Origin of the sequence: Nonomuraea jabiensis (assembly GCF_014204795.1) — a bacterium.
Taxonomy (GTDB): Bacteria; Actinomycetota; Actinomycetes; order Streptosporangiales; family Streptosporangiaceae; genus Nonomuraea; species Nonomuraea jabiensis.
On record NZ_JACHMB010000001.1, the window covers coordinates 4,399,321 to 4,425,921 of the forward strand.

Annotated in this window: 29 protein-coding genes; 16 read left to right on the forward strand and 13 right to left on the reverse strand. The window is 70.0% G+C overall.

Annotation, left to right across the window (positions count from 1 at the left end; genetic code table 11):
• Positions 1 to 56: 56 nt before the first annotated feature.
• Both HD596_RS20285 and HD596_RS20290 read right to left on the reverse strand, forming a co-directional pair.
• A complete protein-coding gene (locus HD596_RS20285; RefSeq protein WP_221519411.1) occupies positions 57 to 458 on the reverse strand; it encodes a MerR family transcriptional regulator in 402 nt (133 codons plus the stop codon).
• A gap of 70 nt (positions 459 to 528) precedes the next feature.
• Positions 529 to 852, reverse strand: a complete 324-nt coding sequence (locus HD596_RS20290) for a glycoside hydrolase N-terminal domain-containing protein (protein ID WP_313044620.1) — start codon at positions 850 to 852, stop codon at positions 529 to 531.
• Positions 853 to 1,034: 182 nt separating this feature from the next.
• On the opposite strand from HD596_RS20290, the gene HD596_RS20295 reads away from it, so the two are divergent.
• Positions 1,035 to 1,703, forward strand: a complete 669-nt coding sequence (locus HD596_RS20295) for a response regulator transcription factor (protein WP_043620820.1) — start codon at positions 1,035 to 1,037, stop codon at positions 1,701 to 1,703.
• 3 nt (positions 1,704 to 1,706) lie between these two features.
• Positions 1,707 to 2,987, forward strand: a complete 1,281-nt coding sequence (locus HD596_RS20300) for an ATP-binding protein (RefSeq protein ID WP_185070925.1) — start codon at positions 1,707 to 1,709, stop codon at positions 2,985 to 2,987.
• On the opposite strand, the gene HD596_RS20305 is transcribed toward HD596_RS20300, so the two are convergent.
• Positions 2,971 to 3,453: a GtrA family protein gene (locus HD596_RS20305; protein WP_185070926.1), complete on the reverse strand. Its 483-nt coding sequence runs from the start codon at positions 3,451 to 3,453 to the stop codon at positions 2,971 to 2,973. The genes HD596_RS20300 and HD596_RS20305 overlap by 17 nt on opposite strands.
• Before the next feature lie 294 nt (positions 3,454 to 3,747).
• On the opposite strand from HD596_RS20305, the gene HD596_RS20310 reads away from it, so the two are divergent.
• Positions 3,748 to 4,896 (forward strand): 5-(carboxyamino)imidazole ribonucleotide synthase, encoded by a 1,149-nt coding sequence (locus HD596_RS20310; RefSeq protein ID WP_185070927.1) that lies wholly within the window; start codon positions 3,748 to 3,750, stop codon positions 4,894 to 4,896.
• 14 nt (positions 4,897 to 4,910) lie between these two features.
• The gene (purE, locus tag HD596_RS20315; protein ID WP_185078584.1) at positions 4,911 to 5,393 is read left to right on the forward strand and encodes a 5-(carboxyamino)imidazole ribonucleotide mutase; all 483 of its coding nucleotides are present in this window, start codon (positions 4,911 to 4,913) and stop codon (positions 5,391 to 5,393) included.
• 64 nt (positions 5,394 to 5,457) lie between these two features.
• Here the strand turns inward: purE and HD596_RS20320 are convergent, their stop codons facing one another.
• Positions 5,458 to 6,771, reverse strand: a complete 1,314-nt coding sequence (locus HD596_RS20320) for a UDP-glucose dehydrogenase family protein (protein WP_185070928.1) — start codon at positions 6,769 to 6,771, stop codon at positions 5,458 to 5,460.
• Between the two features lie 125 nt (positions 6,772 to 6,896).
• On the opposite strand from HD596_RS20320, the gene HD596_RS20325 reads away from it, so the two are divergent.
• Positions 6,897 to 8,060: an acyl-CoA dehydrogenase family protein gene (locus HD596_RS20325; RefSeq protein WP_185070929.1), complete on the forward strand. Its 1,164-nt coding sequence runs from the start codon at positions 6,897 to 6,899 to the stop codon at positions 8,058 to 8,060.
• 9 nt (positions 8,061 to 8,069) lie between these two features.
• Here HD596_RS20325 and HD596_RS20330 read toward each other — a convergent pair whose 3' ends face one another.
• Entirely contained in the window at positions 8,070 to 8,624 is a 555-nt protein-coding gene (locus tag HD596_RS20330; RefSeq protein WP_185070930.1) for a YceI family protein, read from the reverse strand.
• 53 nt (positions 8,625 to 8,677) lie between these two features.
• Positions 8,678 to 9,127 (reverse strand): lamin tail domain-containing protein, encoded by a 450-nt coding sequence (locus tag HD596_RS20335; protein ID WP_313044621.1) that lies wholly within the window; start codon positions 9,125 to 9,127, stop codon positions 8,678 to 8,680.
• Positions 9,128 to 9,334: 207 nt separating this feature from the next.
• Here HD596_RS20335 and HD596_RS20340 point away from each other — a divergent pair, with 207 nt between their 5' ends.
• From HD596_RS20340 to HD596_RS20355, 4 genes are all read left to right on the forward strand, one after another.
• Positions 9,335 to 10,021: a C39 family peptidase gene (locus tag HD596_RS20340; RefSeq protein ID WP_185070932.1), complete on the forward strand. Its 687-nt coding sequence runs from the start codon at positions 9,335 to 9,337 to the stop codon at positions 10,019 to 10,021.
• A gap of 55 nt (positions 10,022 to 10,076) precedes the next feature.
• Positions 10,077 to 10,493, forward strand: a complete 417-nt coding sequence (locus HD596_RS20345) for a VOC family protein (RefSeq protein WP_221519413.1) — start codon at positions 10,077 to 10,079, stop codon at positions 10,491 to 10,493.
• 121 nt (positions 10,494 to 10,614) lie between these two features.
• Positions 10,615 to 11,748, forward strand: coding sequence for a hypothetical protein (locus HD596_RS20350; RefSeq protein WP_185070933.1), 1,134 nt, complete (start codon positions 10,615 to 10,617; stop codon positions 11,746 to 11,748).
• An 88-nt stretch (positions 11,749 to 11,836) separates the two neighbouring features.
• Entirely contained in the window at positions 11,837 to 12,652 is an 816-nt protein-coding gene (locus HD596_RS20355) for a hypothetical protein (RefSeq protein WP_185070934.1), read from the forward strand.
• A gap of 8 nt (positions 12,653 to 12,660) precedes the next feature.
• On the opposite strand, the gene HD596_RS20360 is transcribed toward HD596_RS20355, so the two are convergent.
• From HD596_RS20360 to HD596_RS20380, 5 genes are all read right to left on the reverse strand, one after another.
• Positions 12,661 to 13,404, reverse strand: a complete 744-nt coding sequence (locus HD596_RS20360) for a DUF4097 family beta strand repeat-containing protein (RefSeq protein WP_185070935.1) — start codon at positions 13,402 to 13,404, stop codon at positions 12,661 to 12,663.
• Positions 13,405 to 13,525: 121 nt separating this feature from the next.
• On the reverse strand, positions 13,526 to 14,365 hold the full coding sequence (locus HD596_RS20365) for an LLM class flavin-dependent oxidoreductase (protein WP_313044622.1): 840 nt from the start codon (positions 14,363 to 14,365) through the stop codon (positions 13,526 to 13,528).
• On the reverse strand, positions 14,362 to 15,225 hold the full coding sequence (locus tag HD596_RS20370; RefSeq protein ID WP_185070936.1) for a GNAT family N-acetyltransferase: 864 nt from the start codon (positions 15,223 to 15,225) through the stop codon (positions 14,362 to 14,364). Before HD596_RS20370 ends, HD596_RS20365 begins: the two co-directional genes overlap by 4 nt.
• A gap of 65 nt (positions 15,226 to 15,290) precedes the next feature.
• On the reverse strand, positions 15,291 to 15,638 hold the full coding sequence (locus HD596_RS20375; protein WP_185070937.1) for an STAS domain-containing protein: 348 nt from the start codon (positions 15,636 to 15,638) through the stop codon (positions 15,291 to 15,293).
• Between the two features lie 32 nt (positions 15,639 to 15,670).
• A complete protein-coding gene (locus tag HD596_RS20380) occupies positions 15,671 to 17,113 on the reverse strand; it encodes an LCP family protein (RefSeq protein WP_185070938.1) in 1,443 nt (480 codons plus the stop codon).
• An 80-nt stretch (positions 17,114 to 17,193) separates the two neighbouring features.
• On the opposite strand from HD596_RS20380, the gene HD596_RS20385 reads away from it, so the two are divergent.
• Complete coding sequence (locus HD596_RS20385; RefSeq protein WP_185070939.1) at positions 17,194 to 18,213, forward strand: glycosyltransferase family 2 protein; 1,020 nt, start codon at positions 17,194 to 17,196, stop codon at positions 18,211 to 18,213.
• On the opposite strand, the gene HD596_RS20390 is transcribed toward HD596_RS20385, so the two are convergent.
• Entirely contained in the window at positions 18,208 to 19,944 is a 1,737-nt protein-coding gene (locus tag HD596_RS20390; protein ID WP_221519414.1) for a CDP-glycerol glycerophosphotransferase family protein, read from the reverse strand. The two genes, HD596_RS20385 and HD596_RS20390, sit on opposite strands and share 6 nt — an antisense overlap.
• A gap of 41 nt (positions 19,945 to 19,985) precedes the next feature.
• The gene (locus HD596_RS20395; RefSeq protein WP_221519415.1) at positions 19,986 to 20,738 is read right to left on the reverse strand and encodes an IspD/TarI family cytidylyltransferase; all 753 of its coding nucleotides are present in this window, start codon (positions 20,736 to 20,738) and stop codon (positions 19,986 to 19,988) included.
• 111 nt (positions 20,739 to 20,849) lie between these two features.
• Between HD596_RS20395 and HD596_RS63795 the strand changes: the two genes are divergently transcribed.
• The 6 genes from HD596_RS63795 (at position 20,850) to HD596_RS20425 (ending at position 26,580) form a co-directional block, all read left to right on the forward strand.
• On the forward strand, positions 20,850 to 22,265 hold the full coding sequence (locus HD596_RS63795) for a CDP-alcohol phosphatidyltransferase family protein (RefSeq protein ID WP_185070940.1): 1,416 nt from the start codon (positions 20,850 to 20,852) through the stop codon (positions 22,263 to 22,265).
• A gap of 11 nt (positions 22,266 to 22,276) precedes the next feature.
• On the forward strand, positions 22,277 to 22,885 hold the full coding sequence (locus HD596_RS63800; protein ID WP_221519416.1) for a DUF5941 domain-containing protein: 609 nt from the start codon (positions 22,277 to 22,279) through the stop codon (positions 22,883 to 22,885).
• Between the two features lie 77 nt (positions 22,886 to 22,962).
• On the forward strand, positions 22,963 to 23,697 hold the full coding sequence (locus tag HD596_RS20410; protein WP_185070942.1) for a phosphocholine cytidylyltransferase family protein: 735 nt from the start codon (positions 22,963 to 22,965) through the stop codon (positions 23,695 to 23,697).
• Positions 23,698 to 23,725: 28 nt separating this feature from the next.
• On the forward strand, positions 23,726 to 24,766 hold the full coding sequence (locus HD596_RS20415) for an iron-containing alcohol dehydrogenase family protein (protein ID WP_185078589.1): 1,041 nt from the start codon (positions 23,726 to 23,728) through the stop codon (positions 24,764 to 24,766).
• The gene (locus HD596_RS20420; protein ID WP_185070943.1) at positions 24,744 to 25,511 is read left to right on the forward strand and encodes a CDP-alcohol phosphatidyltransferase family protein; all 768 of its coding nucleotides are present in this window, start codon (positions 24,744 to 24,746) and stop codon (positions 25,509 to 25,511) included. Before HD596_RS20415 ends, HD596_RS20420 begins: the two co-directional genes overlap by 23 nt.
• Before the next feature lie 184 nt (positions 25,512 to 25,695).
• Complete coding sequence (locus tag HD596_RS20425; protein ID WP_185070944.1) at positions 25,696 to 26,580, forward strand: glycosyltransferase family 2 protein; 885 nt, start codon at positions 25,696 to 25,698, stop codon at positions 26,578 to 26,580.
• Positions 26,581 to 26,601 lie beyond the last annotated feature (21 nt).

Genomic DNA, 26,601 nt, shown 5'->3' on the forward strand with positions numbered 1-26,601 from the left:
TTCCGTTGAGGTATTGATCACTGAGACGCGTGCGATTCCTGTTTTGTTGTGATCTTTCAGCTTTGGGGCGAGCAGTCGGCGACGGTGCTGTCGGAGATGATGTCCTCGTACACGGCGACCTTGTAGGTGATGAGGTCCAGGCAGCGGTTGAGATCGCTCATCTGGCGCAGCACGCGCTCCCGGTGCTCCAGCATGATGGTCAGGCGCTCCGCCTCGTTCCCGGTCCCGTTCCTGACGAGCTCGGTGTACTCCCGGATCGCGGGCAACGGCATCCCCGAGGCGCGCAGGATGATGCACGTGGTCAGCCAGTGCGCGTCCGCGTCGCTGTAGATCCGCCGCCCGCCCGGCCCGCGGCGCACGGGATTGAGCAGGAGACCCTCCCGCTCGTAGAAGCGCAGCGTGTGCACGCTCAGCCCGGTGAGTTCGGCGAGCCGGCCGATGCTGATCTCCGATGACATGCCGCCCAGGATACGATTCCGGCTCTAGTCACCAGGATGGTGTACGCCGTCCCCGCCCGGGCGTCCCAGCTCAGCGTGTCCCCGGAGCGCCGCGTGCCCCAGCGCGGCCGCCACCTCCTCCGGCGCCATCCGCCCGTCGCGATCCAGCGCCTCCTGGACCCGGGCGAGCGCGTCCGGGCCGGCGAGGGGACCAGTCGCCGAAGTCGTACCCCTCCCGCGATCCCGGGCCGCCCGTCCACAGGCTCTTCTCGTTGAACTGGAGCCGCTCGGTGTCCGTCCCGCCGAACGCCATCGCCCCGAGCGCGCCGTTCCCGATGGGTAACGCCTGGGTCTCCCAGTCGGGCCGGTCATACCAGAGGGTCAGATCAGTCACGGCGGACAACATTAACAACATTATTTTTTCCGGCGCGGCGGGGGGCGGGGGACGCCATTGCTTCGGGTCCCGGTAATCGCGGTAATTTAATCCCGACTAACTGATATTTAGCCGTGTTTGCCCAGGTCAATGGATAGGTCAACTGCGAGTCAAACCGCGCGCTGTGCCCGGGAAACGATCGCTTAAGGTCCTACGATCGCTTCATGACCTGCGTACTTCTCGCCGAGGATGACACCTCGATCTCCGAGCCGCTCGCGCGTGCATTGCGCCGTGAGGGCTATCAGGTCGAGGTGAGCCCCGACGGCCCACAAGCCCTGGAAAGGGCGCTGTCGGGCGGCATCGATCTCATCGTTCTTGACCTTGGACTGCCCGAAATGGACGGTTTGGAGGTGGCTCGTCGCATCCGGGCCGAAGGCCACGGCACTCCGGTCCTGATTCTCACCGCTCGCGTCGACGAGGTGGACACCGTCGTCGGCCTCGATGCCGGGGCGGACGACTACGTGACGAAGCCGTTCAGGCTGGCCGAGCTGCTCGCCCGGGTACGGGCGCTGCTGCGGCGCGGCACCTCCGAGACACCGGTCGTTCAGGGCGTGCGTATAGACGCCGACTCCCGCCGCGCGTGGATGGGGGAAAAGGAGCTGCATCTGACGACGAAGGAATTCGACCTGCTGCGTGTGCTCGTGCGCGACGCCGGAAAGGTGGTCACCAGGGAGCAGATCATGCGCGAGGTCTGGGACACGAACTGGTGGGGTTCGACCAAGACCCTCGACATGCACATCTCCTGGCTACGCCGCAAACTCGGCGACGACGCCGCGAAGCCGCGTTACATCACGACCGTCCGGGGAGTCGGCTTCCGGTTCGAACGCGAGTAGGAGATGCGCCGCCGACTGCTCTCCTCAACCCTGGTCGTCGCGGTCATCGCGGTTCTGCTGCTGGGGGTCCCCCTGGGTGTCGTCGTCAGCCGGCTGATCGTCGACGAGGCGGCTCAGGAGCTCGGGGCGGAGGCCAAGCGCCTCGTGGGAGAGGTCGAGTATGCCCGTGTCCAGGAGACGCCGCTCGACCCCCAGCAACTGGAGCAGAAGTATCCCGGCAGATACATCCAGATCTGGGAACGCGGAACCCCCTTGCGGGTGACCGTGGTCGGCACCGCACCGCCGTCCGGTCACCTGATGACCGAGGACGCGCAGACCAACACCGGCGTCTATGTCCGCATAAGTCGTGATCGCGACCAGGTCGAACAGGACGTACGGGCTCGGCTCCTGCTCATCGTGGCCCTGGCCGTCGCCGCCCTGGCGGTGGCCGTGAGCCTGGCCGTCGTACAGTCCCGGCGGCTGACGCTGCCGCTGCAGGACCTGGCGAAGATCGCCGAACGGCTGGGCTCAGGAGACGCCCGGCCGAGCAAACACCGTTACGGCATCCCCGAACTCGACCGGGTGGCCCAAGTGCTCGACCGCAGCGCGACCCGCATCTCCGACCTGCTCACCCGCGAGCGCGAGTTCGCCACCGACGCCTCCCACCAGCTCCGGACCCCCTTGACCGGTCTCACCATGCGCCTGGAGGAGATCGTGTCCGCCGCGGACGAGCCGGAGGTCGTGCGGGAGGAGGGCGAGGCGGCGATCGTGCAGGCGGAGCGGCTGACCGCCGTGATCGACGAGCTGCTGGCGGCGGCGCGGCGCCAGCGCCATGCCCAGGCCGAGCCGGTCGCCATCGACGACGTGATCATCCAGCAGATCAGGGAGTGGGAGCCGGTGTTCCGGGAGGCGGGGCGTACCCTGCGGCTCGAAGGCGCCCGCAGCCTGAAGGCGATGGCCACCACCGGCGGCTTCGGCCAGGTGATCGCCTCGCTGCTGGAGAACTCCCTGCGCCACGGCGGCGGCGACGTCACCGTCACGTCCACCAGCGGCGACAACTACGTGGTGATCGAGGTCGCGGACGAGGGGCCGGGCATCGCCGACGAGATCGCCCCCAAGATCTTCGAGCGGAACGTCAGCGGCGGCGGAGGCACCGGCCTTGGGCTGACGCTCGCCCGCGCGCTGGCCGCGGCCGACGGCGGCAGGCTCGAGCTGGTACGGCGCCGCCCGGCGACGTTCGCCATCTTCCTGCGCCCCGCCGAGGACGACGGGGCGCGGACCCGGGTGGTCAGCGGTCCTGCTTGACCCCGGTCTCGGGCAGCTCCATCGGGATGGGCTCGGTGGCCTCCAGGAACACCCACTTCTTGTACGACCAGTAGCGGAACAAGGTGCCGAGCCCGACGCCCACGATGTTGGCGATGTTGACGCTGAGCGCGTCGTGCCGGTCGAGCGTGTAGGTGGTGAAGCCGATCGTCAGCATGCCGAACAGCAGCGCGATGCCGTTGAGCAGGAAGAACAGGAAGTATTCGCGTCCCAGGCCGCTCTGGTCGCGGTCCCGGAACGTCCAGAATCGGTTGCCGATGTAGGCGAAGGTCGTGGAGATCGTCGTCGCCACGACCTTGGACGTCAGCGGCCCGAATCCCAGCACCACGTTGCAGAGGTTGAGGAGGCCGAAGTCGATCAGGAAGGCGACGGCCCCGATGCTGCCGAACTTGGCCAGCTCGTGCACAAGGGAGGAGAACCGCTCGTAGAGGCGCTTTACGAAGTCCACGTCTCCGCTCGGTCCCTTCCTTCGACGAGCCTGACTCACCTCAGCGTACCGGCCGCCATGGAGGGCCGACGTCAGGCTGGTGAACTTACCACTTAGAAATATCGTCCTATGCCCGGCATTTACGACAGTTGGGCATTACGCTGCCTTGCACATCGCCCGCGCACATCGCCCGCGACCCGGCATGAGCGGGCGCAGCAGAGCCGCTGGGCGGTCGTGCCTGCGAAGGCGACCCGGAACGGCCGCCCAGCCCGGGGCGTCCGGGAAAGTCGTTCCGTCCCGGTAAGCTCACCTGGCGTGAGTTCCTACAGCCCCATCGGGCCGGTCGTCGGCATCGTCGGCGCAGGCCAGCTGGCCAGGATGTCGCAGCCGCCGGCCATCGCGCTCGGCATCGAGCTGCGGGTGCTGGCCAACACGCCGGAGGAGAGCGCCGCACGCGTGATCGTCGACACGCGCGTCGGAGACTACCGCGATCTGGACGATCTACGCGAGTTCGCCAAGGGCTGCGCCGCGATCACCTTCGACCACGAACACGTGCCCACCGAGCACATCCGGGCCCTGGCCGAGGCCGGCCACGCCGTGCATCCCGGGGCCGACGCCCTCGTGCACGCCCAGGACAAGGCCGTCATGCGCGAGCGGCTGAGCGCGATCGGCGTGCCGTGCCCGGCATGGGCGCGCGTGTCCTCGCCCGAAGAGGCCACCCGCTTCGCGGAGCAGCACGGCTGGCCGATGGTCCTGAAGTCGGTGCGCGGCGGCTACGACGGCCGCGGCGTGTGGGTGTGCCGGTCGGCCGAGGACGTCGCGGAGGCGTTCGCGACCGGGGTCGAGCTGCTGGCCGAGGCGTTCGTGCCGTTCGAGCGGGAGCTGGCGGTGCTGGTCGCCCGCTCGCCGCACGGGCAGGGCGTCAGCTACCCGGTCGTGGAGACCGTGCAGCAGGACGGCATCTGCGTGGAGGTCATCGCGCCCGCTCCCGGGCTGGACCCCGAATACTCCGCGCAGGCGCAGCGCATCGGCCTGAAGATCGCCCACGAGCTCGGCGTGACCGGGCTGCTCGCGGTCGAGCTCTTCGACACGCCGAACGGGCTCGTGGTCAACGAGCTGGCCATGCGCCCGCACAACAGCGGCCACTGGACCATCGAGGGCTCGACGACGTCGCAGTTCGAGCAGCATCTGAGGGCGGTGCTGGACCTGCCGCTCGGCTCGCCCAAGATGACCGCCCAGGTCGTCGTCATGGCCAACCTGCTCGGTGGCGAGGAGCCCGACCTGTTCAAGCGCTACGAGCACGTGCTGGCCCACGATCCGGGCATCAAGCTGCACTTCTACGGCAAGGAGGTGCGCCCCGGCCGCAAGATCGGCCACGTGACGGCCCTCGGCTCCAACCTCGACGAGGTGCGTGCCCGCGCCCGCCACGCCGCCGTCTACCTCACCACCGGGGAGTACACGTGACCGTAGGAATCGTCATGGGCAGCGACTCCGACTGGCCGGTGATGAAGGCCGCCGCGGAGGCGGTCGCCGAGTTCGGCGTGCCCTTCGAAGCGGACGTGGTCTCGGCGCACCGCATGCCGACCGAGATGATCGACTACGGCCGCCAGGCCGCCTCCCGGGGCCTCCAGGTGATCATCGCCGGGGCCGGGGGAGCCGCGCACCTGCCCGGCATGCTGGCCTCCGTCACGCCGCTGCCGGTGATCGGGGTGCCGGTGCCGCTGAAGTACCTCGACGGGATGGACTCGCTGCTGTCGATCGTCCAGATGCCCGCCGGGGTGCCGGTGGCGACGGTGGCGGTCGGCGGGGCCCGCAACGCGGGGCTGCTGGCCGTACGCATCCTCGGCGCGTCCGACCCCGGGCTGCGGGAGCGGATGGAGGAGTTCCAGGCGCGGCTGAAGGAGCAGGCGTACGCCAAGGGCGAGAAGCTCCGCGCGGAGGCCGCGAACCTGGGGTCGTGATGGGGGTGCGCCTACGGCGGCCGGGGGCTGTCGTAGGCGGGGGATCGGTCCGTCAGGGGTGGCGTCAGGGGCGGCCGAGGGCGCGGTAGTGCCATCCGGCGGACCGCCACGTCTCGGCATTCAGGGCGTTACGCCCGTCCACGATGCGCCGGGTCGCCACCACGGCCCCCAGCTCCTCGGGATCGAGCTCCACGAACTCCTGCCACTCGGTGAGCAGCAGCACCACGTGCGCTCCCCGCACCGCGTCCAGGGCTGATTCGCCGTAGTTCAGCTCGGGGTGAGCCTTGCGGGCGTTCACGAGGGCGATGGGGTCGTACACGGTGACCTGCCCGCCCTGGTGGCCGATGGTCACAGCGACGTCCAGCGCGGGGGAGTCGCGAATGTCGTCCGAGTTCGGCTTGAACGCGGCGCCCAGCACGCCCACGGTGCACCCGTGGAACGAGCCGCCGGCCAGCTCTCTGGCCAGGTCGACCATGCGGGCGCGCCGCCGCATGTTGATGGCGTCCACCTCGCGCAGGAACGTCAGCGCCTGGTCCGCGCCCAGCTCCCCGGCCCGCGCCATGAACGCCCTGATGTCCTTGGGCAGGCAGCCGCCGCCGAACCCGAGGCCCGCGTTCAGGAACCGCCCGCCGATCCGGTCGTCGTACGACAGCGCCTCCGACAGCTGCTTGACGTCGGCGTGCGCGGCCTCGCAGACCTCGGCCATCGCGTTGATGAAGGAGATCTTGGTGGCCAGGAACGCGTTCGCGGCCGTCTTGACCAGCTCGGACGTGGCGAAATCGGTCACCACGAACGGAACCTCGCCCAGCGGCTCGTACACCTCGCGCAGCACCTTCTCGGCTCGCTCGGTGCGAACGCCGACCACGATGCGATCCGGGTGCAAGGTGTCCTGGACCGCGTACCCCTCCCGCAGGAACTCGGGGTTCCAGGCCAGCTCGGCCTGCCCGCCGGCGGGCGCGAGGCGGGCGAGCTTGTCCGCGAGCCGCTCGGCGGTGCCGACGGGCACGGTGGACTTGCCCACGACCAGGCACTGGCGGTCGAGGAACGGGGCGAGGGACTCGATCGCATTGTCCATGTAAGAGACGTCCGCGGCATATTCGCCGCGTTTCTGGGGAGTGCCAACGCAGACGAAGTGCACGTCGCCGAAGGCGGCGGCCTCCTCGTAGGAGGTGGTGAAGCGCAGGCGGCCGGATTCGAGCCCACGGCGGAGCACGGGCTCGAGCCCGGGCTCGTGGATCGGGAGCTCCCCTTGGTTGAGACTGCGGATCTTGTCGGCGTCGATATCAAGGCCCAGGACGTCGAATCCGAGATCAGCCATGCACGCCGCATGGGTGATGCCCAGGTATCCGGTCCCGATCACCGTGAGGCGATATGGCACGAGTGAGCTCCTTTCGATCGCGCAGGCATGTTACCGGCCCTAGCTACCTCGTACGTGCCACCTGCACCTCCTCGCAAACCGTACCGACTAGTAACAAGAAGGTCGGACCTCCTAATATCTGACACATGAGCTTCCCCCTCTACGCCCCCGCCGAAGAGCACGACATGCTCAGGGAGACGGTCCGGGCCCTGGCCGACGAGAAGATCGCCCCGCAGGCGGCCGCCGCGGACGAGACCGAGGAGTTCCCCTGGGAGGTCTACAAGGCGCTCGTGGCGGCCGACTTCCACGCCGTGCACATTCCCGAGCAGTTCGGGGGTGCCGGGGCGGACGCGCTGGCCACGGTGATCGTCATCGAGGAGGTGGCGCGGGCGTGCGCCTCGTCCTCGCTGATCCCGGCCGTCAACAAGCTCGGCACGGTGCCGCTGCTGCTGTCGGCGTCGCAGGAGCTGAACGCGCGCTACCTGCCGGCGGTGGCCAGGGGCGAGGCCATGTTCTCGTACGCGCTGAGCGAGCCGGAGGCGGGCTCGGACGCGGCGTCGATGAAGACGCGGGCGGTCCGGGACGGCGACGACTACGTCCTCAACGGCACCAAGATGTGGATCACCAACGCCGGCGTGTCGGAGTACTACACCGTGATGGCGGTCACGGACCCGTCGGCCGGCGCGCGTGGCATCTCGGCCTTCGTGGTCGAGAAGTCCGATGAGGGCGTCTCCTTCGGTCCCAAGGAGAAGAAGCTCGGCATCAAGGGCTCGCCCACCCGCCAGGTGATCCTGCAGGACGTCCGCGTCCCGGCCTGGCGCATGATCGGCGCGCCGGGCACCGGCTTCAAGACCGCCCTGGCCACCCTCGACCACACCCGCGTCACCATCGCCGCCCAGGCCCTCGGCATCGCCCAGGGCGCCCTCGACTACGCGATCGGCTACGTCAAGGAGCGCCGCCAGTTCGGCCGCCCGATCGCCGACTTCCAGGGCCTGCAGTTCATGATCGCCGACATGGCCATGAAGCTGGAGGCGGCCCGGCAGCTCACGTACCACGCGGCCGCGAAGTCGGAGCGCGCCATGAACGGCGAGCCCCAGAAGGACCTGACCTTCCTGTCCAGCGCGGCGAAGTGCGCGGCCTCGGACGCGGCCATGGAGATCACCACGGACGCGGTGCAACTGCTGGGCGGCTACGGCTACACCAAGGACTTCCCGGTGGAGCGGATGATGCGCGACGCCAAGATCACCCAGATCTACGAGGGCACCAACCAGATCCAGCGCCTGGTCATGGCCCGCCGACTCCTCAAGTAACGGCTGGGCTCAGTCCTTCGCCGTGGGGGCGACGTCGAACCGTACCTCGACCTCGTCGCTCAGCTTGAGCGCGCCGAACAGCGCCGAGTACGGTCGGATCCCCCACCGGGACTGCACGATCGTCGCCGAGCCCCGGACGCGGTCGGCGGCGAACAGGCCCTGGACCGTCACCAGCCGGGTCATTCCGACGATGGTGAGGTCGCCCTCGATGTGGAACGACTCCGCGGTCCCGTCGACCCGTGACGAGCGGAAGGTGATCGCCGGATATCGGCCGGTGTGCAGGATCTTCTCCCGGATGGTTCGCTCGATCTCCTCGCGGTCGGAGTCCGTGAGCGGCTTGACGCCGCCGGTCCCCGTCCGGACTTCGAGCGAACGCGCGTCGACCTCGACGGTCAGCGAGGAGTTGGCCGGGGCGGCGGTGTCGATGGTGGCCTCGCCGCTCCAGCGCGTGACCTCGATGGTGAGATCGTGGCCGGCCTTGGCGCCCAGTCCGGTGCGGGTCGTGTGGACGAGGAGCCGGCCGGAATCGGGTCCGAATGTGTAGCTACCAGCGGTAATGCTCACCCTGCCAGGCTAGCTCGCCCCGCGTGACCGCCTTCTGACCGCGGGGGCGTGTCCTACGGGCAGGTGGTGGAGATGCCGCCGCGGCCCCAGGCGCAGCCGTCGATCTTCTTGAGGTCGCTGCCCCGGTAGAGGCCGGCCGTGTCCCCGTCGTTGTTCCAGACGTACCACTTGCGGCCCCAGTACAGGGTGGTCGAGGTGTCGGTCCCCTGGCCCGAGCGTACGGTCACTGATTTGCCGGGCTTGAGGGTGAAGCTGGGGAATCGGTATTTGTAGCCGGTCTCGTCCCGCAGGATCCAGTTCTGGAGCTGGATGCCTCGCGTGGTCATGTTGCGCAGCACCGCGTATTCGCCGTTGAGCGAGACGTTGCCGCCCCGGTCGGAGCCTGGCGAGTCGTAATAGACCTTGACGATCTGCACGACCGGGCCGGCGGCCTGGGCGGGCGTACCGGCTGACGGCAGGACCGCGGCCGCGACGCCGATCGCCGCGAGGAGACGCTTGAGCACTGCGGGCTCCCTAGGGCTGGAGATGGAACGTGACATCAGTGGGACGGCTGCTGCGACCGCCGGGTTGGCGATCACCGGTGTCCGCATCCGGCTATCTCGCGGAGGTCCCGCCTGCCTCTATGTCACCATGCGCCACCATTTGCACACTCTTGGGAGATCAACTACGGTCCCTGACTACTGTCAACCGCGCATGTGTGGAGTGATCAAGTGAAGAACCGTAGAGCGGGGACCGGCGTCGCCCTCACCGCAGCCGTGGCCGTGGGCGTCCTGGGCCTCGCCGCCGCGTCGCCGGCCTACGCGTCCCCCGGCACCCCGACTCCCACCCCTTCCCCCTCCTCCACCGTCGCCGCGACGCCCAAAGGGCTCTTCACGCCCCTGAAGTACCAGCTCGACCTCAAGGGCCAGCGCCAGGAGACCAACTACTTCTGCGTCCCCGCCTCGTCGTCGATGAGCCTGTCGACCTTCGGCGTCAACGTCAGCCAGTCGACCCTCGCCAAGAAGATGAAGACCACGGCCTCCGGCGGTACCAAGGGCGTGAACGCGCTGCCGGTGGTCAACGCCTACCTCAAGTCGCGCGGCTACAAGGTCACGAGCCCCACCGACGCGGACGGCAACGCGGTCGTGCTCATGAACCGGGTCTCGGGCAACATCGGCGACCTGCGCCGGGCGCCGGTGCTCGCGGTGTGGATGGAGCAGCTGCCCTGGAACAAGGGCAAGATCAAGGGCACCAGGGTCGGGCACGCCATCATCGCCTACGGTTACGACAAGACGGCGGGCACCATCACCGTGTACGACCCGTGGAAGCCGACCGGCGGCACCCACACCATCAAGACCTCCGTCCTGGCCGGCATCCTCCAGCCGGGCGGCAACATGTACTACATCTCCAAGCTCTGAGGCGAGGCCGCCCGGCCGTGCGCCCGGGGCCGGGAGTGGAAGGGGCAGGTACAGGATGAGCGGGGAACCCTCGACCGGGATGCTGCATCACGTCGAGATCTGGGTGCCCGACCTGCCGCGGGCCGTCGCAAGCTGGCAGTGGCTGCTGGAGGCGCTCGGCTACACCCTCCACCAGGACTGGGAGCATGGCCGCAGCTGGCGGTTGGGGGCCACGTACCTGGTGCTGGAGCAGTCGCCCGCCCTGAGCGCCGGCCGGCACGACCGCTGCCGCCCGGGGCTGAACCATCTGGCCTTCCACGTGGGAAGCCGCGCCGAAGTGGACGCGCTGGCCGAGCGGGCGCCCGCGAACGGCTGGACGCTGATGTTCCCCGATCGTCACCCGTACGCGGGCGGGGAGCGGCACTACGCGGCCTACCTGGAGGACGGCGACGGCTTCGAGGTCGAGCTGGTTGCCGGCGGTGGGGCTGTATGACCCGTGAATGGGCAGTTTGGGGTGACTTCACTGCCAGTTCATGCATATGTCAGACAACGACATTCGGTCGGTATAACGTCAGGTTTCGGTCTGATCCCTAACCGAAGACGGGTACGCAAACATGCGCAAAGTCCTGACGCTGGCCGTGGCCGCCACCGCATCGCTCGGCCTGCTCGCCGCCCCCGCCACCGCCGACGACCGCCCCCGGGAGTTGCCGAACGAGATCTACGGCGGCGCCTGGACCGAGGGGCACGTCCAGGGGATCGCCATAGACGAGCGCAAGGGGTACATGTACTTCTCCTTCACGAATGTCCTCGTCAAGACCGACCTCAAGGGCAACCCCGTGGGCTCGGTGACGGGCTTCACCGGGCACCTCGGCGATCTGGACTTCAACGCCAAGGACGGCCGGGTGTACGGCTCCCTCGAGTACAAGGAGCAGGAGTCGTTCTACATCGCGATCTTCGACGTCGACCGCATCACCAGCATGGGCATGGACGCCCAGACCAGTGACGTCGTCAAGACGGTCTACCTCAAGGAGGTCGTGGCCGACTACGCCGCCGACATGAACGGCGACGGCAAGTTCGACGGCAACGTGGGCAACACCCCCGACCACCGCTACGGGTGCAGCGGCATCGACGGCGTCTCCTTCGGCCCCGAGTTCGGGAAGAAGCACGGCAGGCAGCTGCTGACCGTGGCGTACGGGATCTACTCCAACACCACCCGGACCGACAACGACTACCAGGTCCTGCTTCAGTACGACATCGAGCGGTGGAAGAAGTACGAGAAGCCGCTCACCGAGAGCGACCCGCACAAGAGCGGCCCCGAGCAGGTCAACGGCAAGTACTTCGCGTACACCGGCAACACCACCTACGGCGTGCAGAACCTCGAGTACGACGACTACACGGGCAACTGGATGATGGCCGTCTACAAGGGCAAGAAGCCGCAGTTCCCCAACTACTCCTTCTTCATGGTGGACGGCCGCGAGCGGCCCAGGGAAGGCGACATCGCCGGGCAGCCGCAGCCCGAGCGGGGCCGGCTGCTCACGCTGGCGCCGGGCGGGCTCCAGCACGAGGCCACCGGGGTCAGGGGCTGGGAGTTCGGCGGTGAGTACGGCCTGATCTCGCTCGGCGGGGGGCGCTACTACGTGTCCAAGTCCGGGACCGTCACGGAAGGCGGGGTCAGCAAGTACACCGGCCACGCCCAGCTCTTCCGCTGGACGGGCCAGACGCCGACCCCGTTCGAGAAGGCCGGCTGACCAGAGCTGCCAGCGGGTGGTCAGTTAATGCTGTTATGGTCGGTCCGCAATACCCACGAACTCGTAAGAAATCGTGCACAGGAGGGGCATGCGGACCACGAGCAAGATCGCGGCATTGCTGATCGGAATGACGGTCCCGGTGGCCGTGGTGGTGCCCGCGGCCGGCGCGCAGGCGCGTCCGGCCTGGGTCGCCTACCACGGCCTCACCGCCGAGCAGAGCGTGGCGCGGGTCAAGCAGCTCAGGGACCAGGGCTTCCGGCCGATCACGGTGAACGTCTCCGACGGCGAGCGGTACGCGGCCGTCTGGGTCAAGGGCGGCTCGCCGGCCAACTGGGGCCTCTGGCAGGGCATGTCGGCCGAGGAGTACCAGCAGCGGTTCGACCAGGGGCTGAAGGAGGGGGCGCAACCGGTCTCCGTCTCCGCCACCGGGCCGAGTGACGCGCCGGTGTTCACGGCCGTCTTCGAGAAGCGGCGCGGGAAGTTCTTCGCCAGGTCGAACCTCACCCCCGCCCAGTTCGCCGCCGCCAACAAGCGGGCCACCGCCCAGGGGCTCGCGCTGACCTCGGTCGACGTGTACGGCACCCCGGACGACCTGCGGTACGTGGGCGTGTGGACGGTGAACACGGGCGGGGCCTGGTACTACACGTACGGGAAGTCCAGGAAGCAGCACGAGGCCGCGTTCTACGCCAAGAAGAAGCAGGGGTTCCGGCCGGTCAAGGTGGCCGTGGCGCCCGACGGGACGTACACGGCGGTGTGGCGCAAGGACGGCGTCAGGTCCTGGGCCCACTACGTCGACATGACCTCCTCCGGCTACCAGAAGCGGTTCGACGACCTCAAGACCAAGGGGCTGTCACCGGTCCAGGTGAACGCCGAGAACGGGCTGTACGCCGCCATCTGGCAGTAGCCGCGGGGTCAGCGGGCCCGGAGGATGCGGACGTCACCGGAGCCGCTCACGGCCTTGATGGTGTTGGGGCTCTTGGGGTCGTCCTTGAGCTCCGAGCGCTCGGTGCCGTCCGTACTGCGGGCCGTGATCGCGTAGGCCGCCCTGGGCACGGTCGCGGTCACCCGGCCGTCGCTGGAGCTCAGGTCGAGGGCGGTGGGCGGGCTGGCGAACGACACGTCGATCGCGCCGTCCGCGGTCCGGCACCGGACGCTCGGCGACTTCAGCCCCTCGCCCGTGATCGGGCCCTCGCTGCGCAGCCGCAGCTTTCCCGCGGCGCCCGACACCTGGATGCGGTCCCGGCTGACCACGTCGACGTCCTGGGCGAGGCCGTTCAGGATGACGCCGTCGTCCGCCTCGATCGACAGGGGCACGCCGGGCGGGACCTTGACGTGGTAGCGGGCGCCGCAGTCGCCGAAGACCATGGTGCAGTTCGCGCTCAGGCGAAGGGTGCCGTCCCGCAGGGACCAGGTGGCGTTGCCGTCGTCGGCGGCCTTGCCGCGTACCCACCGCTCCACCTCGACGCGGCCCCCGGTGCCCTGGAGGACGCGCACGCCGCCCAGGGAGGCACTGATCTTCAGCGCGCTGCCCGTGAACGGGAACGCCTGCGCGCTGTGGACGTCCTCGGCGTCCAGGTCCACCGTGCACCCGGTCAACGCCAGCGCCGCCGCCAGCATGGCCCCTGCCACCACGACTCGCCTCTTGGAGATGCTCATGACGACGATGGTGGCCGAGCGCCGCCCGCCCGCCATCGACCGTCCGGCCGAACACGGGCGGGCCGCCATCGGCCTTTCGGCCAGACAACGCGCGTCAGGCCAGAGCGCTCAGGCCAGAGCGTCAGAGGGCCGACAGCAGGGCGGTGACGTGCCGCAGCGGGTCCGGCCCCAGCGGCCGCACCGCCACCGTGGCGGCCCCGGCCGCCCACAGCTCCTTGACGTGCTCGGCCGCGGCCTCGGGAGACCCCGACGCCATCGCCACCTCCTCGGGCGTGACCCCGAGGAACCCGGCCTGCCCCGCCAGCATGGCCCGGGCGCTCTCCGGGACCTCGGCCTCGGTGCTGAGGAAGGAGAAGACCACGAGCTCGTGATCCGCGGAGCCCCCGATCTGGTCGAGGATCCCGGGTAGCTGCGCGGGCCCGACGCCCTCGGGGATGATCGTGCCCTGGGCGACCCGGCCCGACAGGGCCAGCGAGCGCGGCCCCTTCACCCCGGCCAGCACGGGCGGGGGCGCGGCGGGCGGGTGCACCAGGCAGACCCCGTCGAGGTGGATCGACCTGCCGTGCAGGGTGACCGTCTCGCCGCGCAGCAGGGCGCGTACGGACGTGATCGTCTCCTCCAGGAGCGCCAGCGGCGACGACGGGGCGGCGCCCACCTGGCGCATCCAGTCGCCCACGCCGTGACCGATCCCGGCGGCCAGCCGCCCGGGATGCACCCTGGCCAGGTTGGCCAGCTCCATCGCCAGCAGCATCGGGTTGCGCAGGGGAGCGGGCGTGATGCCGATGCCGACCCGCAGCCGGGACGTGACGGCGAGCGCGGTGGCGGCCGAGGAGACACCACCGGTCCAGCCCAGGTCCTCCACCACCCAGAGGTCGTCCACGGACGTCTCGTCGAGCGCCCTGGCGAACGGGATCAACTGCTCGGGAGGAAGGTCCCGGTCGAACATGACTCCGAGTCTCACGATGCCCTCCAGTAATAGCGGAACAACCGGCCGACCTCCGAGTATTCAGCACGCAGGAAGGCGTCGGCAGTCGGGACGTTCGCCACGTCCGTGACGGCGACGATGCGGGGCACGCCCGCCTCGGCCAGCGTGCGGGTGCCCCTGGCCAGCAGGTCGTCGACGTAGCCGTGGCCGCGGTGCTCGGGCACCACCCCGATGTAGGCGATCGAGTGGTCGTCGGGGGCCACCAGGCCGACGGGGGAGTCGCCCAGGTAGCCGATCACGAACCAGTCGGGCTTGCCCTTGCGGTTGACCAGGTCGTCGTACATCCATCGGGCCTCGTGCTCGGCCCCCGCCGTGGCCACCTCGATCCGCGTGTCGTAGTCGAGCGAGCCCTCCGAAATGCGTACGAGGACGTCGATCACCTCGGCGGCGTCCATGCGGCGCGCGGGGCGGTACGTCAGGCGGCCGGGGTCGGCCGGGACGTCGTTGCCCGCCACCCATTCGAGCACCAGCCGCTCGACCTCCATGACGAACCCCGCGAGGGTCAGGGCCTCGTGCTCCACGGCGCGGTCGACCGCGGGATCGAGCCCCGGTTTGAGCGAGATGTCGTGGATGACCTTGCCCAGCCCCATCGTCCGCAGGCTGCCGCGCAGCAGCTCCGCGGCGGCGACCGGGTCGGGGCCCGGGTCGAACTGCCAGATGGTCACCGGCTCCGAGCCGGGGAAGGGCGCCCAGAACGCCAGGCGGGCCGGCCCCGCCACGAAGCACCACTCGGGCCGGGTCCTGCCCTCGTCGAAGGCGGCCGCGAGCTGGGAGCGCCCTGGCTCGGGGAACTGGTCGAACAACGCGAAGGCCTCCACACCCGAGGGGCCCACCATCGGCCCCGTGATGACATGACCATGTTCTCGCACGGAGCCGATCACTCGGGACGTGCCGCTCAAGGTCAGGCGGCGCTGCCGAAGGCCGAGCGCGCCTCGCCGAGGGACTCGCGCGTCTCGAAGTGCCGGTCGAGGTTGGTGATCGTCAGCAGGTGGCGGATCATGCCGGGGGCGAGCACCAGGATCAGGCGGCCCTTCACGCGCCGGACGTGGTTGAGCGTGGCCACCAGCACCCCGAGGCCCACCGAGTCGCAGAACGGCACCTCGGTCAGGTCGACGACGAGGTTGAGCGGGTCGGCGGCGTCGATGGCCTGGTCGAGCTCGTCCCGCAGCCGGGGGGCGCCCGTCACGTCGAGGTCGCCCACGACGTGCAGCACCGTACAGGGGTCCTCCCGCCACGACCTGACCACCATGAGGCCTTCACCTGCCGAACCGCCGACTGTTATTACTGTTTCTTACATATGTTCTGCATTGCCGTTTTGGTGGTCGGTGTAACACCCGGTTTCGCTGACGGCATGGAAGTCGACTTGGATTTCGCGATCTTCGGCTGATCGCTGCCCACGATCACCTCGATGCCCTTGACGTCGGCCTTGTCGAGCTTGGCGCCCGGGATGGCGGCGGCCACGACCTTCGCCTCGTCCTCCTGCCCCGCGCCGTACTGGACGATCGTCTTCTTGTAGTCCTTCTTGGTCGTGTTGCCGGGCTCGCCGGGGACCTTGAAGCCGTACGCGACCAGCCCCTCCTTCGTGCGGGCGCCGAGACCCGTGACGAGCGTGCCGTTCTTGACCTTGACCGTGATGCTGCCGGGCGGGATGGCCGACGGCTTGACCGAAGGAGTGGGCGAGGGCGAGACGGCGGGCTTGGTCAGGTCCTGGTCGGCGTTGATCCTCGCGAACATCTCGCGGGCGGCCGGCTTGTCCCACAGGACCGCGGACTCGCCCGTGGGCGCCTTGAAGTCGACGTTGGACAGCGGCACCTCGGCGAAGCGCACGTCGTCGAGCGAGACGTCCCGCATCTGGGTGGCCAGGCCGAGGAGCCCGTCGTCGGGGTCGACCTTGACCGTGCTCAGCGTGGAGTTGACGAACGAGGCCAGCTTGGCCGGGTTGGCCAGCGTGTCGGCGCTGAGCGCCCGGCTGAGCAGGGCCGAGATGACCTGCTGCTGCCGGTCGATGCGGTCGAGGTCGGAGCGCGCGGTGGCGCGGGTGCGGGCGTAGCCGAGCGCCTGCACGCCCTGGAGCTGGTGGGTGCCGGCGGGCAGGTTGAGCCCGGTCTTGGGGTCGTTGATCGGTACGGGCGTGCAGACGGTGACGCCGCCGAGGGAGTCGACGACGTCGATGAAGCCGAGGATGTTGACCTCGATGTAGCGGTTGATCTGCAGCCCGGTGGCGGCCTCGACGGCTTCCTTGGTGAGCTTGGGCCCGCCGAACTGGTACGCCGAATTGATCTTGTGGTCGCCCTTGCCGGGGATCGTCGTCCAGGTGTCGCGCGGCAGGCTCACCACGGTGACCCGCTTGTGGTCCTCCGACAGGTGGATGACCATCATGGTGTCGGTGCGCTGGCCGGACTCGCGGCCCAGCTTGAGCCGATTCTGCTGCTGGCGGGTGAGGTCGTCGCGCTTGTCGACGCCGACCAGCAGGATGTTCTCGGCGCCGCGGGCCGCCGGCACGGTCACCCCGGCGTCGACGGTGCCGATCTGGCGCGGGGTCGCCCACACCACGCCCGTGGCGACCAGGACCCCGGTCGACAGCAACCCGGCGACGAGCACGTTGCGCCGGCGAGCCTTGGCGCTCCTGAGCGGCCTGCGGGGACGCGTGGGCGCGAGCTTGACGCCGCCGTAGGCGTCGCCGCCCACGAGCACACCGCCGTCCTCCTCGCCCGGGTCGCGCATCCCGTCCCCCTTTTGTCACCCGGAGGATCAGGCTTTCGATTGCCCGACTCCCCTGGTCGTACAGTAGCGTGAGCCCCGCCATGAAGCAGTTCCCCGACTCGCCGCAGGCCCCCGCGGAGACGCGTGCCTGGCCCCCAATCTCCGTCGTCATGCCGGTCCTCAACGAGGAGCGGCACCTTCGCGAGGCCGTCGACCAGGTCCTCGCCCAGAGCTACCCAGGTGAGATCGAAGTCGTGCTCGCCGTGGGTCCGTCCCAGGACCGCACCCAGGAGGTCGCCGACGCCATAGCGGCGGCCGACCCGCGGGTGACGGTCGTGCCCAATCCGACGGGCCGCACCCCCAACGCGCTCAACGCCGCCATCGCCGCCTCGCGCAACGGCATCATCGCCCGGGTCGACGGGCACGCCATGCTGCCCCCCGACTACTTGCGCGTCGCCGTCGAGACGCTGGCCGAGACCGGCGCCGACAACGTGGGCGGCGTCATGGCGGCCGAGGGCGTCACGCCGTTCGAGCAGGCCGTCGCCTGCGCCATGACGTCCAAGATCGGCGTGGGCGCCGCCGCCTTCCACGTGGGCGGCACCGCGGGCCCCGCCGACACCGTCTACCTGGGCGTCTTCCGCCGCACGGCGCTCGACCGGGTGGGCGGCTACGACGAGCACTTCCAGCGGGCGCAGGACTGGGAGATGAACCACCGCATCCGCCAGAGCGGCGGCCTGGTCTGGTTCCAGCCGCGCATGCGGGTCTCCTACCGTCCCCGCCCCAACGTCAAGGCGCTGGCCAAGCAGTACTTCCACTACGGCAGGTGGCGGCGCGTGGTCGCGCGCACCCACGAGGGCACGATCAACCTGCGCTATCTGGCGCCGCCCGCCGCGGTGCTGGCCATGCTGCTGGGGCTGGTCGTCTCGCCGTTCTTCCCCTGGGCGCTCATCGTCCCCGGCGGCTACGTGGTCGCCATCGCGGCGGGCTCCGCGGTGACGGGCAGCGGGCTGTCCCCGGGGGCACGGCTGCGGCTGCCGATCGTGTACGCCACCATGCACTGCTCCTGGGGCTGGGGCTTCCTCACCAGCCCGAAGAAGCTGGCCACGCCGCCCCGGTCATGACCCGGCGAAGACCCGCTCGACGGCGGCGTCGAAGCGGGTCAGCGCGTCCGGATATTCCGCCCCGAACAGATGGCTCCTGAGCTTGATCCTGGCCCGGGCCAGCGTGTCCTCCCCGTCGAGGAACTCCGCGAGCCCGGCCAGGTCCTCCCCGATCAGCACGCCCGCCTCGGTGCTCGGGTAGCGCTCGTGGAAGGCGCGCTCCTCCAGGCCGGCGACGTTGGTCACCGCGTACGGCTTCTCGCTGGCCAGGAAGTCGGCCACGACGCTGGAGATGTCGCTGATCAGCAGGTCACACTGGTTGAAGCAGTCGTACAGGTGCGGCTCGGGGCCGGTGACGATCAGATGCTCGATCCGCGGCGTCTCCCCGGTCGCCCGCGACGGGTGCCTGGCCTTCGACTTGGCCAGTTCGGCCGCCTCGATCATGGCCACGATCTTCCGGTGCGCGCGGATGGCGCTGCGGTCGCGGTGGCCGGTCAGCGGGTGCGGCTTGTAGATCACGCGCACCCGCGGCCGGTGGTCCAGCAGCGCCCGCACGAGGCGCGGGCCCATGGTGATCAGTGACGTGTGGAACAGGTCGTCGTTCCAGCCCTCCCAGGTGGGGGCGTACAGGACGGTGCGGTACGGCAGCCCCGGCCCCTCCGTCGAGATGCCTTCGAGCTGCGGCCGGCCGACCTCGTGGATGTTCTCGTCCCTGACGCCCACCCGGGCCCGGCGGTAGCGGTCGCGGCCCGCGGGACCGGCCACCCACACCTCGTCGTAGACCCGGGAGAACGGGTTGAACGACGCCTCCTTGTCGCTGTCGCCGTGGTTGAGGAACGCGCTGCGCAGGGTCGGGATGCGCAGCATGTGGACGTTCCTGCCGACGTTGGAGACGTACAGGCAGAGCTTGGCGCTGGACAGGGCGCGGAAGCTCATCAGGTCGGCCGCCGACGGGATGCACAGCATCGGCAGCGTGGTCCCGTCGAGGTGGTTGGCCATGCCGCGCTCGCGCAGCACGACGATGGCGCGCCGGCCGATGCGCTCCAGCGTGGGCAGCCACATCCTGGCCTGGTAGGCGGCCGCGGTGGCGCCGGAGAAGTAGAGGATGACCTCGGGCCGGTACTTCTCGACCTGCTCGCCCACGACCGCCAGCACCCTGGCCTTGTCGGTGAGCGGCGTGGCGCGGCGCACGTACGGGATGAGCGCGAGCGCCCCCGCGGCGCCCAGCAGGACCGCCAGACCGGCGCCGATCGCGGCGGGCACGGCGCCGACGGCCGCGCCGACCACCGGCAGCGCGTCCAGGTAGAGGAAGCGCACGCTGCGGCTGTCACGCAGGAACGGCGGCGGCATCTTCGGGATGCGCAGCGCCGAGACGTCGAGGTTGCGGGTGGTCACCGGCATCCGGCTGAGCGTCCCCTTCAGCCGCAGCGCCAGCGCCGTGTGCCCGGCCCGCACCACGTGGATCGCGAAGATGCCCGACGCCAGCGCCACGAACCACGGCGAGTCGACCCCCGCCATCCGCGCCACCAGCAGCAGCGCCATGGTCTCCCTGGCGGCGAAGCGCAGCGTGACCCCGAGGTGGACCCTGCCGAGCAGCTCGGGCAGCGGTCTGGCGGCGTGCGAGGCCGCGTACTCCACCGCGTAGGAGAGCGCGGCGACCGCCCCGAACACCACCGGAGCGGGCCAGAGGGCCGACCACAACAGCGTGGGGTAGCAGCCGAGCAGGGCCGCGATCACGATGAGTCTCCTCATGTGATCGCACAGTAACAACTCTCAGGTCAAACGTCTGTGACCTATCTGGGCAAGTCGGAGATCGGCGGGGTTGCGGCGAGCTGGAAGAGCAGCTCGGCGATCCGCAGATCGAGAGGGTGGGTGACCTTGATGTTGTGCTCGCTGCCCGGCACGAGGTGGATCGGCACGTCGGGCAGGTAGCGCAGCACCACGCCGCAGTCGTCGGTGGCCGGGCGGCCGGCGAACATGGGGTCGGCCAGCGCCCGCTCGTACGCCTCGCGGATCACCGAGAGCCGGAAGCACTGCGGCGTCTGGCTGCGCCGCAGCACCGACCTGTCCAGCACGTCGCCGATCACCTCGCCGCCGGGGCCGGGCACGGCCACGAGGACCGTGTCGGAGCTCGGGATCGCCACGTTGACGGCCGTATGGGTCTCCAGCGCCTTGACGCACTCGGTGATGATCCGGGGCTCCACGAGCGGGCGTACGGCGTCGTGCAGCAGCACATCGCACTCCTCGGTGCCCAGCGCCTCCAGGGCCAGCCACGTGCTCTCGGTACGGCTCGCGCCCCCCTCCACGACCTTGCTCACCTTGTCGTAGCCGCCCTTGGCCACGATCTCGCGGACCCGGTCGGTGTAGCCGGGCGTCATCAGCACCACGATCTCGTCGATCTCCGGCGCGTTCTGGAACACCGCCAGCGAGTGCTCGATGATCGGCTTTCCCGCGACTTCGATGAGCTGTTTGGGGGTGTCCATCCCGATTCGCTGCCCCACGCCGCCCGCGAGGAGCACCCCGACCGACCGCAACCGTGAATCCATATCGGCAGCGTAACGGTCCTGTTCCGTGATTACGCCTTGACCTGTCGCTACGCTGTGCCTACGCACCCCCAAGCCACGCGGCTCCCGCGCGACCGGGAGGAGACCTGCGCTTTGCCCGACTCATTGACCCGCGAGACCACGACCACCTCGGTCGTCCTGCTCGCCACGACCCCGGCATGCAAGCTCTCCAGCTCCGACGGCACCTTGCTCGACCGCGTCACCGACCAGCTCGCCACGCTGCCCGTACGGGAGATCCAGGTGGTGACGCCGGGTGGCGGCCTCGGAGCCGACCTCAGAGGCGTCGCCAAGATCGCCCGGATCTCCACGGGCGCGGTGGCCGTGCTCCCCGCGGACCTGGTGGCCCACACCGAGGCGCTGGCGCTGCTGCTCGACCACCCCGCGCGCGGCAGCGGGGCCCTGGTCTCCTATGACGCCGCCACGGCGCCCATGCGGCCGCCCGTCCGCGTCGAAGGAGGCAAGATCGTCGCCGCGGGCAGCTCGTTCCACGTGGTGCCCGAGGCCAACGCCACGTTCAGGGGCGTGCTCAAGGCCGGCGAGGCCGACCTGGGCGCGCTGGCGGACATCGCCGAAGAGCTGGCCGAGCTGGCCGACACCGGCAAGCTCGGCCCGGTCACCCCCGTCGAGGCCGTCGACCTGCTGCTGGTCGGGCTGGTCAGGGCGGGCGTCTCCGTGCGGGCGGCCGGGATCGGGCCGCTGCACGCCGACCGGGTGACCGGCCAGATCGCCGCCGACACCGCCGTCTCCAGGCTGGCCGAGGTGGACGAGGCCAAGGTCAGGCTCGACCTGGCCATCAAGGCGGACGACGGCTTCTTCGCCACCTTTTTCGTCTCCACCTGGACCCGCCACCTGATCAAGCCGGCGGCCCGGCTCAAGGTGGCCCCCAACACCGTCACCGGCGCCTCGATCGGGGTGGCCGCGCTGGCGGCCGTCTGGTTCTCGGAGGGCAGCCAGGGCGGGCGGCTGGCGGGGGCGCTGCTGTTCTACCTGTCGTTCGGGCTCGACTGCCTCGACGGGCAGCTGGCCCGCTACACGCGCACGTTCTCGCCGCTGGGGGCGTGGGCCGACGGCATGGCCGACCGGCTGAAGGAGTACGCCGTCTACGTGGGCCTGGCCCTGGGCTTCGCCGGCGCCGGCATCTGGCAGCTCGCCGTGGCCGCCATGATCCTCCAGGTCGCCCGGCACGCCATCGACCAGACGTACGCCGGGGCCCTCACCGACGCCGCCCGCGTCGGCGCGCAGTGGGGACGCCCCGCGCGCTCCCTCCTGGAGTCGGCCGACGGCGGCCGGGCACGGGGCGTGCTCGGGCTCGCCCAGCGCCTGGAGCGCGACGCGATCGCCCGCTGGCTCAAGAAGAGCGTCGTGCTGCCCATCGGCGAGCGCACCGCGCTGATCGCCGTCACCGCCGCGGGCTGGAACGCCAGGGTGACGTTCCTGTCCCTGCTCTGCTGGGGCGGCGTGGCGGCCCTCTATCAACTCGCCGGACGGATCGCGAGGTCGGCACGGTGATTTCGGTCCACATGGCTCCCGTCCCCCGCAGCACGGTCGTGGCCTACCGCGACGACGGCCCGCTCTCGCGCGCCATGGGCCTGCTGGTGGCCGGGCAGCTCCCGCCGCTGCCGCCGGTGATCGCGGGCACGTTCGTCACGGGCGTGCTGCTGCTGCTCGGCGTGGCGGGCACGGACGGGCTCGCGGTGTTCGCGCCCGCCGTGACGCTGCTGCTGGCCGGGCCCGGCAGCACCCATGCGCACGACGGCAGGTTCGACTGGCTCGTCCCGCCGATCCTGCGCCTCATCGAGTACACCTTCGTCGCGGCGTGCGGGTTCGCCCACGAGGTGCACCCCGTGGTGATCTTCCTGCTGCTCGGCGCGCTGGCGTTCCACCACTATGATCTTGTTTACCGGCTGCGGCAGCGCGTGTACGCACCGGCGTGGCTGTCCACGTTCGGCCTCGGCTGGGACGGCCGGATGATGGTGGTCTCGCTGGTCGCCCTCACGGGCTGGCTGACCGGCGGCTATCTGCTGCTCGCGCTCTACCTGTGGGCGTTCTTCGGGTGGGAGAGCCTCACGTGCTGGCTCGCCGCGCCCCGCTCCGGGGTGGAAGCAGCCGATACGGGAACGCAAGACTAACGCCGGATTACCCGCTCAGGGCCCAAAGACGAATACTCTTTGGGCTCACGAAGACATGCTCGACTGAGGAGTGCACGTTGCTGGGAATGGTTCTGGCCGCTGGAGCCGGACGACGTCTGCGGCCGTACACCGACACGTTGCCGAAGGCGCTCGTGCCGGTCGACGGCGAAACCACGATCATGGACATCTCCCTGCGCAACCTCGCCGAGGTGGATCTGCGGGAGGTCGTGGTCGTCGTCGGTTACGCGGCGCAGGCCGTCCACGACCGCAAGGAGGCCCTGGAGCGGCGGCACGGCGTCAAGCTGACCCTCGTCCACAACGACAAGGCCGAGGAGTGGAACAACGCCTACTCCCTGTGGTGCGCCCGCGACTACTTCTCCCAGGGCGTGCTGCTGGTCAACGGCGACACCGTGCACCCCGTCTCGGTCGAGAAGACGCTGCTGGCCGCCCCCGAGACGAGCGACATCCTGCTGGCCGTCGACGACGTCAAGCAGCTCGCCGACGAGGAGATGAAGGTCACGCTCTCGCCGGAGGGCTCGCTGCGGCGCATCACCAAGCTGATGGACCCGGCCGAGGCGTACGGCGAGTACATCGGCGCCACCCTCATCCGGCCCGGCGCGGCCGACCGGCTGGCCGACGCGCTCAAGACGACCTTCGAGCGTGACCCCCAGCTCTACTACGAGGACGGTTACCAGGAGATGGTCGAGCGCGGCGAGGTCATCCACGCCGCGCCCATCGGAGAGGTCGACTGGGTCGAGGTGGACAACCACGACGACCTGGCGAAGGCTCGTACCATAGCCGTCCGCTACTGAGGGGGCGCGCATGCCGCTTCTAGCGAGGATGCTGCCGGCGCCGCTGACCATGGAGGTCAGGAGGGGCGCGGTGGCCGAGCTCGGCGCCCTGCTCTCCGACAGCCGGGTGGCCACCTCCGGCCGGGTCGCGGTGGCCGTCGGTCGCGGCCAGGGCGACCACATCGAGAGCTTGATCGCACCGCAGCTGGGCGAGGCCGAGGTGTTCCGGGTGGCCGACGGCTCGGTCGACGCGGCCGTCTCCCTCGGCGCCGACCTGCGCAAGGCCGCCTACGAGGTGGTGGTGGGCGTCGGCGGCGGCAAGACCATCGACGTGACCAAGTACGCCGCCTCGCTCGCCGGCATCCCGATGGTCGCGGTCGCCACCAACCTCTCCCACGACGGCATCTGCTCGCCCACGGCCTCCCTGGTCTACGAGGGCGGCAAGGGCTCGTTCGGGGTGCCGATGCCGCTGGCCATCCTGGTCGACCTCGACTTCGTGCACAACGCGCCGGAGTCGCTGGTCAGGGCGGGCGTGGGCGACGTGGTGAGCAACCTGTCGGCCATCGACGACTGGCAGCTCGGCAACGTCGAGCGCGGCGAGCCCATCGACGGGCTGGCCTGCTCGATGTCCCGCACCGCCGCCGAGGCGCTCATCGGCCGCGGCGACTCCATCGAGTCCGACGCGTTCCTGACCGTGCTGGCCGAGTCCCTCATCCTGTCGGGCATGTCCATGGTGATCGCGGGGTCGTCCCGGCCCGCGAGCGGTGGAGATCATGAGATCCTTCATGCCGTGGATCAGCTCTTCCCCGGCACCTCCAACCACGGCGAGCTCGCCGGGATCGGTGCCGCCTTCTGCTTCTTCCTGAGGGAGGACGAGGCCAGGGTCACGCAGGTGGTCGACTGCCTGCGCCGGCACAAGCTGCCCGTCGTGCCCGCCGACATCGGGCTGACCGGCCAGCAGTTCGCCGAGGCCGTCGCCCTGGCACCGGCCACCCGCCCCGGCCGCTACACGATCCTGGAGCACCTGCGCATGCAGGACTCCGAGATCCACGATCGGGTGGGGGACTATGTCCGGGCCTTCGGTAGCTGACATCCGGCGGGTCGCCCAGCCCGCCGGCCACCTCGAGCGCAGGAACGGCGAGCACTGGGCCGGCGTGCTCTACATGCGCCGGCTGTCGATCTACGTCACCTGGCTGTTCACCAAGACCTCCGTCACGCCCAACCAGCTCACCTGGGTGATGACGGTGGCCGGGGTCCTGGCCGGGGTCGTGCTCGCCCTGCCGGGCCTGTGGGCCGCCGTGGCCGCCGCCCTGCTGGTGCAGGTCTACCTGCTGCTCGACTGCTCCGACGGCGAGCTGGCCCGCTGGACGGGGAAGACCTCGCTCGTCGGGGTCTACCTCGACCGGGTCGGGGCCTACTTCTGCGAGGCCGCGGTGCTGGCCGGGCTGGGCTGGCGGGCCTCGGCCGTCCTGCCCGACTGGTACACCGTGCTGGGCTTCGCCGCCGCGCTGGGCGCGATCCTCATCAAGGCCGAGACGGACCTCGTGGAGGTGGCGCGGGCCAAGGGCGGCCTGGCGGCCGCCACGGAGGCGGCCGCGGTGCAGTTCCGCTCCGGGCTCCTGGGCCTGGGCCGGCGGGTGCTGTCGGCGACGAAGTTCCACCGGATCGTCCAGCCGATCGAGCTGTCGCTGCTGGCGCTGGCGGCCGCCGTCGTCGACCTGCTCCTCGGTGACCTCACGGCCTCGCGGGTCCTGATCGTGGCCTGCTTCGTAGCGGCATGCCTACAGGTTGTCCTGCATTTGGTAAGCATCATCGCCTCGAAGCGGCTGGCGTGATCTGATGTCGGAACCGGAGGAGCTCGCCGTCCGTCGTATAGATCGGACGTCCGCCGTTCGGTGGGGGTTCATCCTCGGTTCCGATACGCTTAGCCCCAGCCTTTCCAAAACATGCAGACCACAGACTCGGTGATCATGAAAGAATGCTCCGCCCGTGTTCTCAACGCGTCAGGACAGTGATTCGTTGAAGATCTCGTGCGTCATCCTCACCATGGGTAACCGGGTCGCGGAGCTGAATCGGGCGGTCGAGTCCGCGCTCAACCAGGTCGACGGCGACGTCGAGGTGGTGATCGTCGGCAACGGCGCGGATGTGCCCGAATTGTCGGCGACGCCACCCGAAGGGTCGGCCGCGGTCGTGAAATCGATCCGGCTCGATCAGAACACGGGCATTCCCGCAGGCCGTAACCGCGGCGTGGAGGAGTGCTCGGGAGACGTCGTGCTGTTCCTCGACGACGACGGCTGGTATGCCAACCAGAAGGTCGTCGCGCACGTACGCGACCGCTTCGCCACCGAGCCGGACCTCGCGGTGATCTCCTTCCGCGTGATGGACCCCGACGGCGGCATCGGCCAGCGGCGCCACGTGCCCCGGCTGCGCGCGGGCGACCCGCAGCGCTCCTCGCCGGTCACGACGTTCCTCGGCGGCGCCTCGGCCATCAGGCGCTCGGCCTTCCTCCAGGTGGGCGGGCTGCCCGAGCGGTTCTTCTACGCCCACGAGGAGACCGACCTGGCCTGGCGGCTCCTGGGCGAGGGCTACCGGATCGAGTACGACGCCGAGACGGTGATGTACCACCCGCAGGTCCCGCCGACCCGGCACGTCGAGTTCTACCGGCTCAACGCGCGCAACCGGGTCTGGCTGGCGCGGCGCAACCTGCCGTGGCCGCTGGCGTTCCTCTACCTCACCAACTGGGTCGTGCTCACCCTCCTGCGGGAGCGCGCGGCCGGGCCGGCGCTCAAGGCGTGGTTCCGCGGGTTCTTCGAGGGCCTGCGCACCCCGGCGGGGGAGCGGCGGCCCATGGCGTGGCGTACGGCGTGGCGCATGGTCAAGCTGGGCCGCCCGCCGATCGTCTGACGGCGGCCGGGCCCTCGGGGG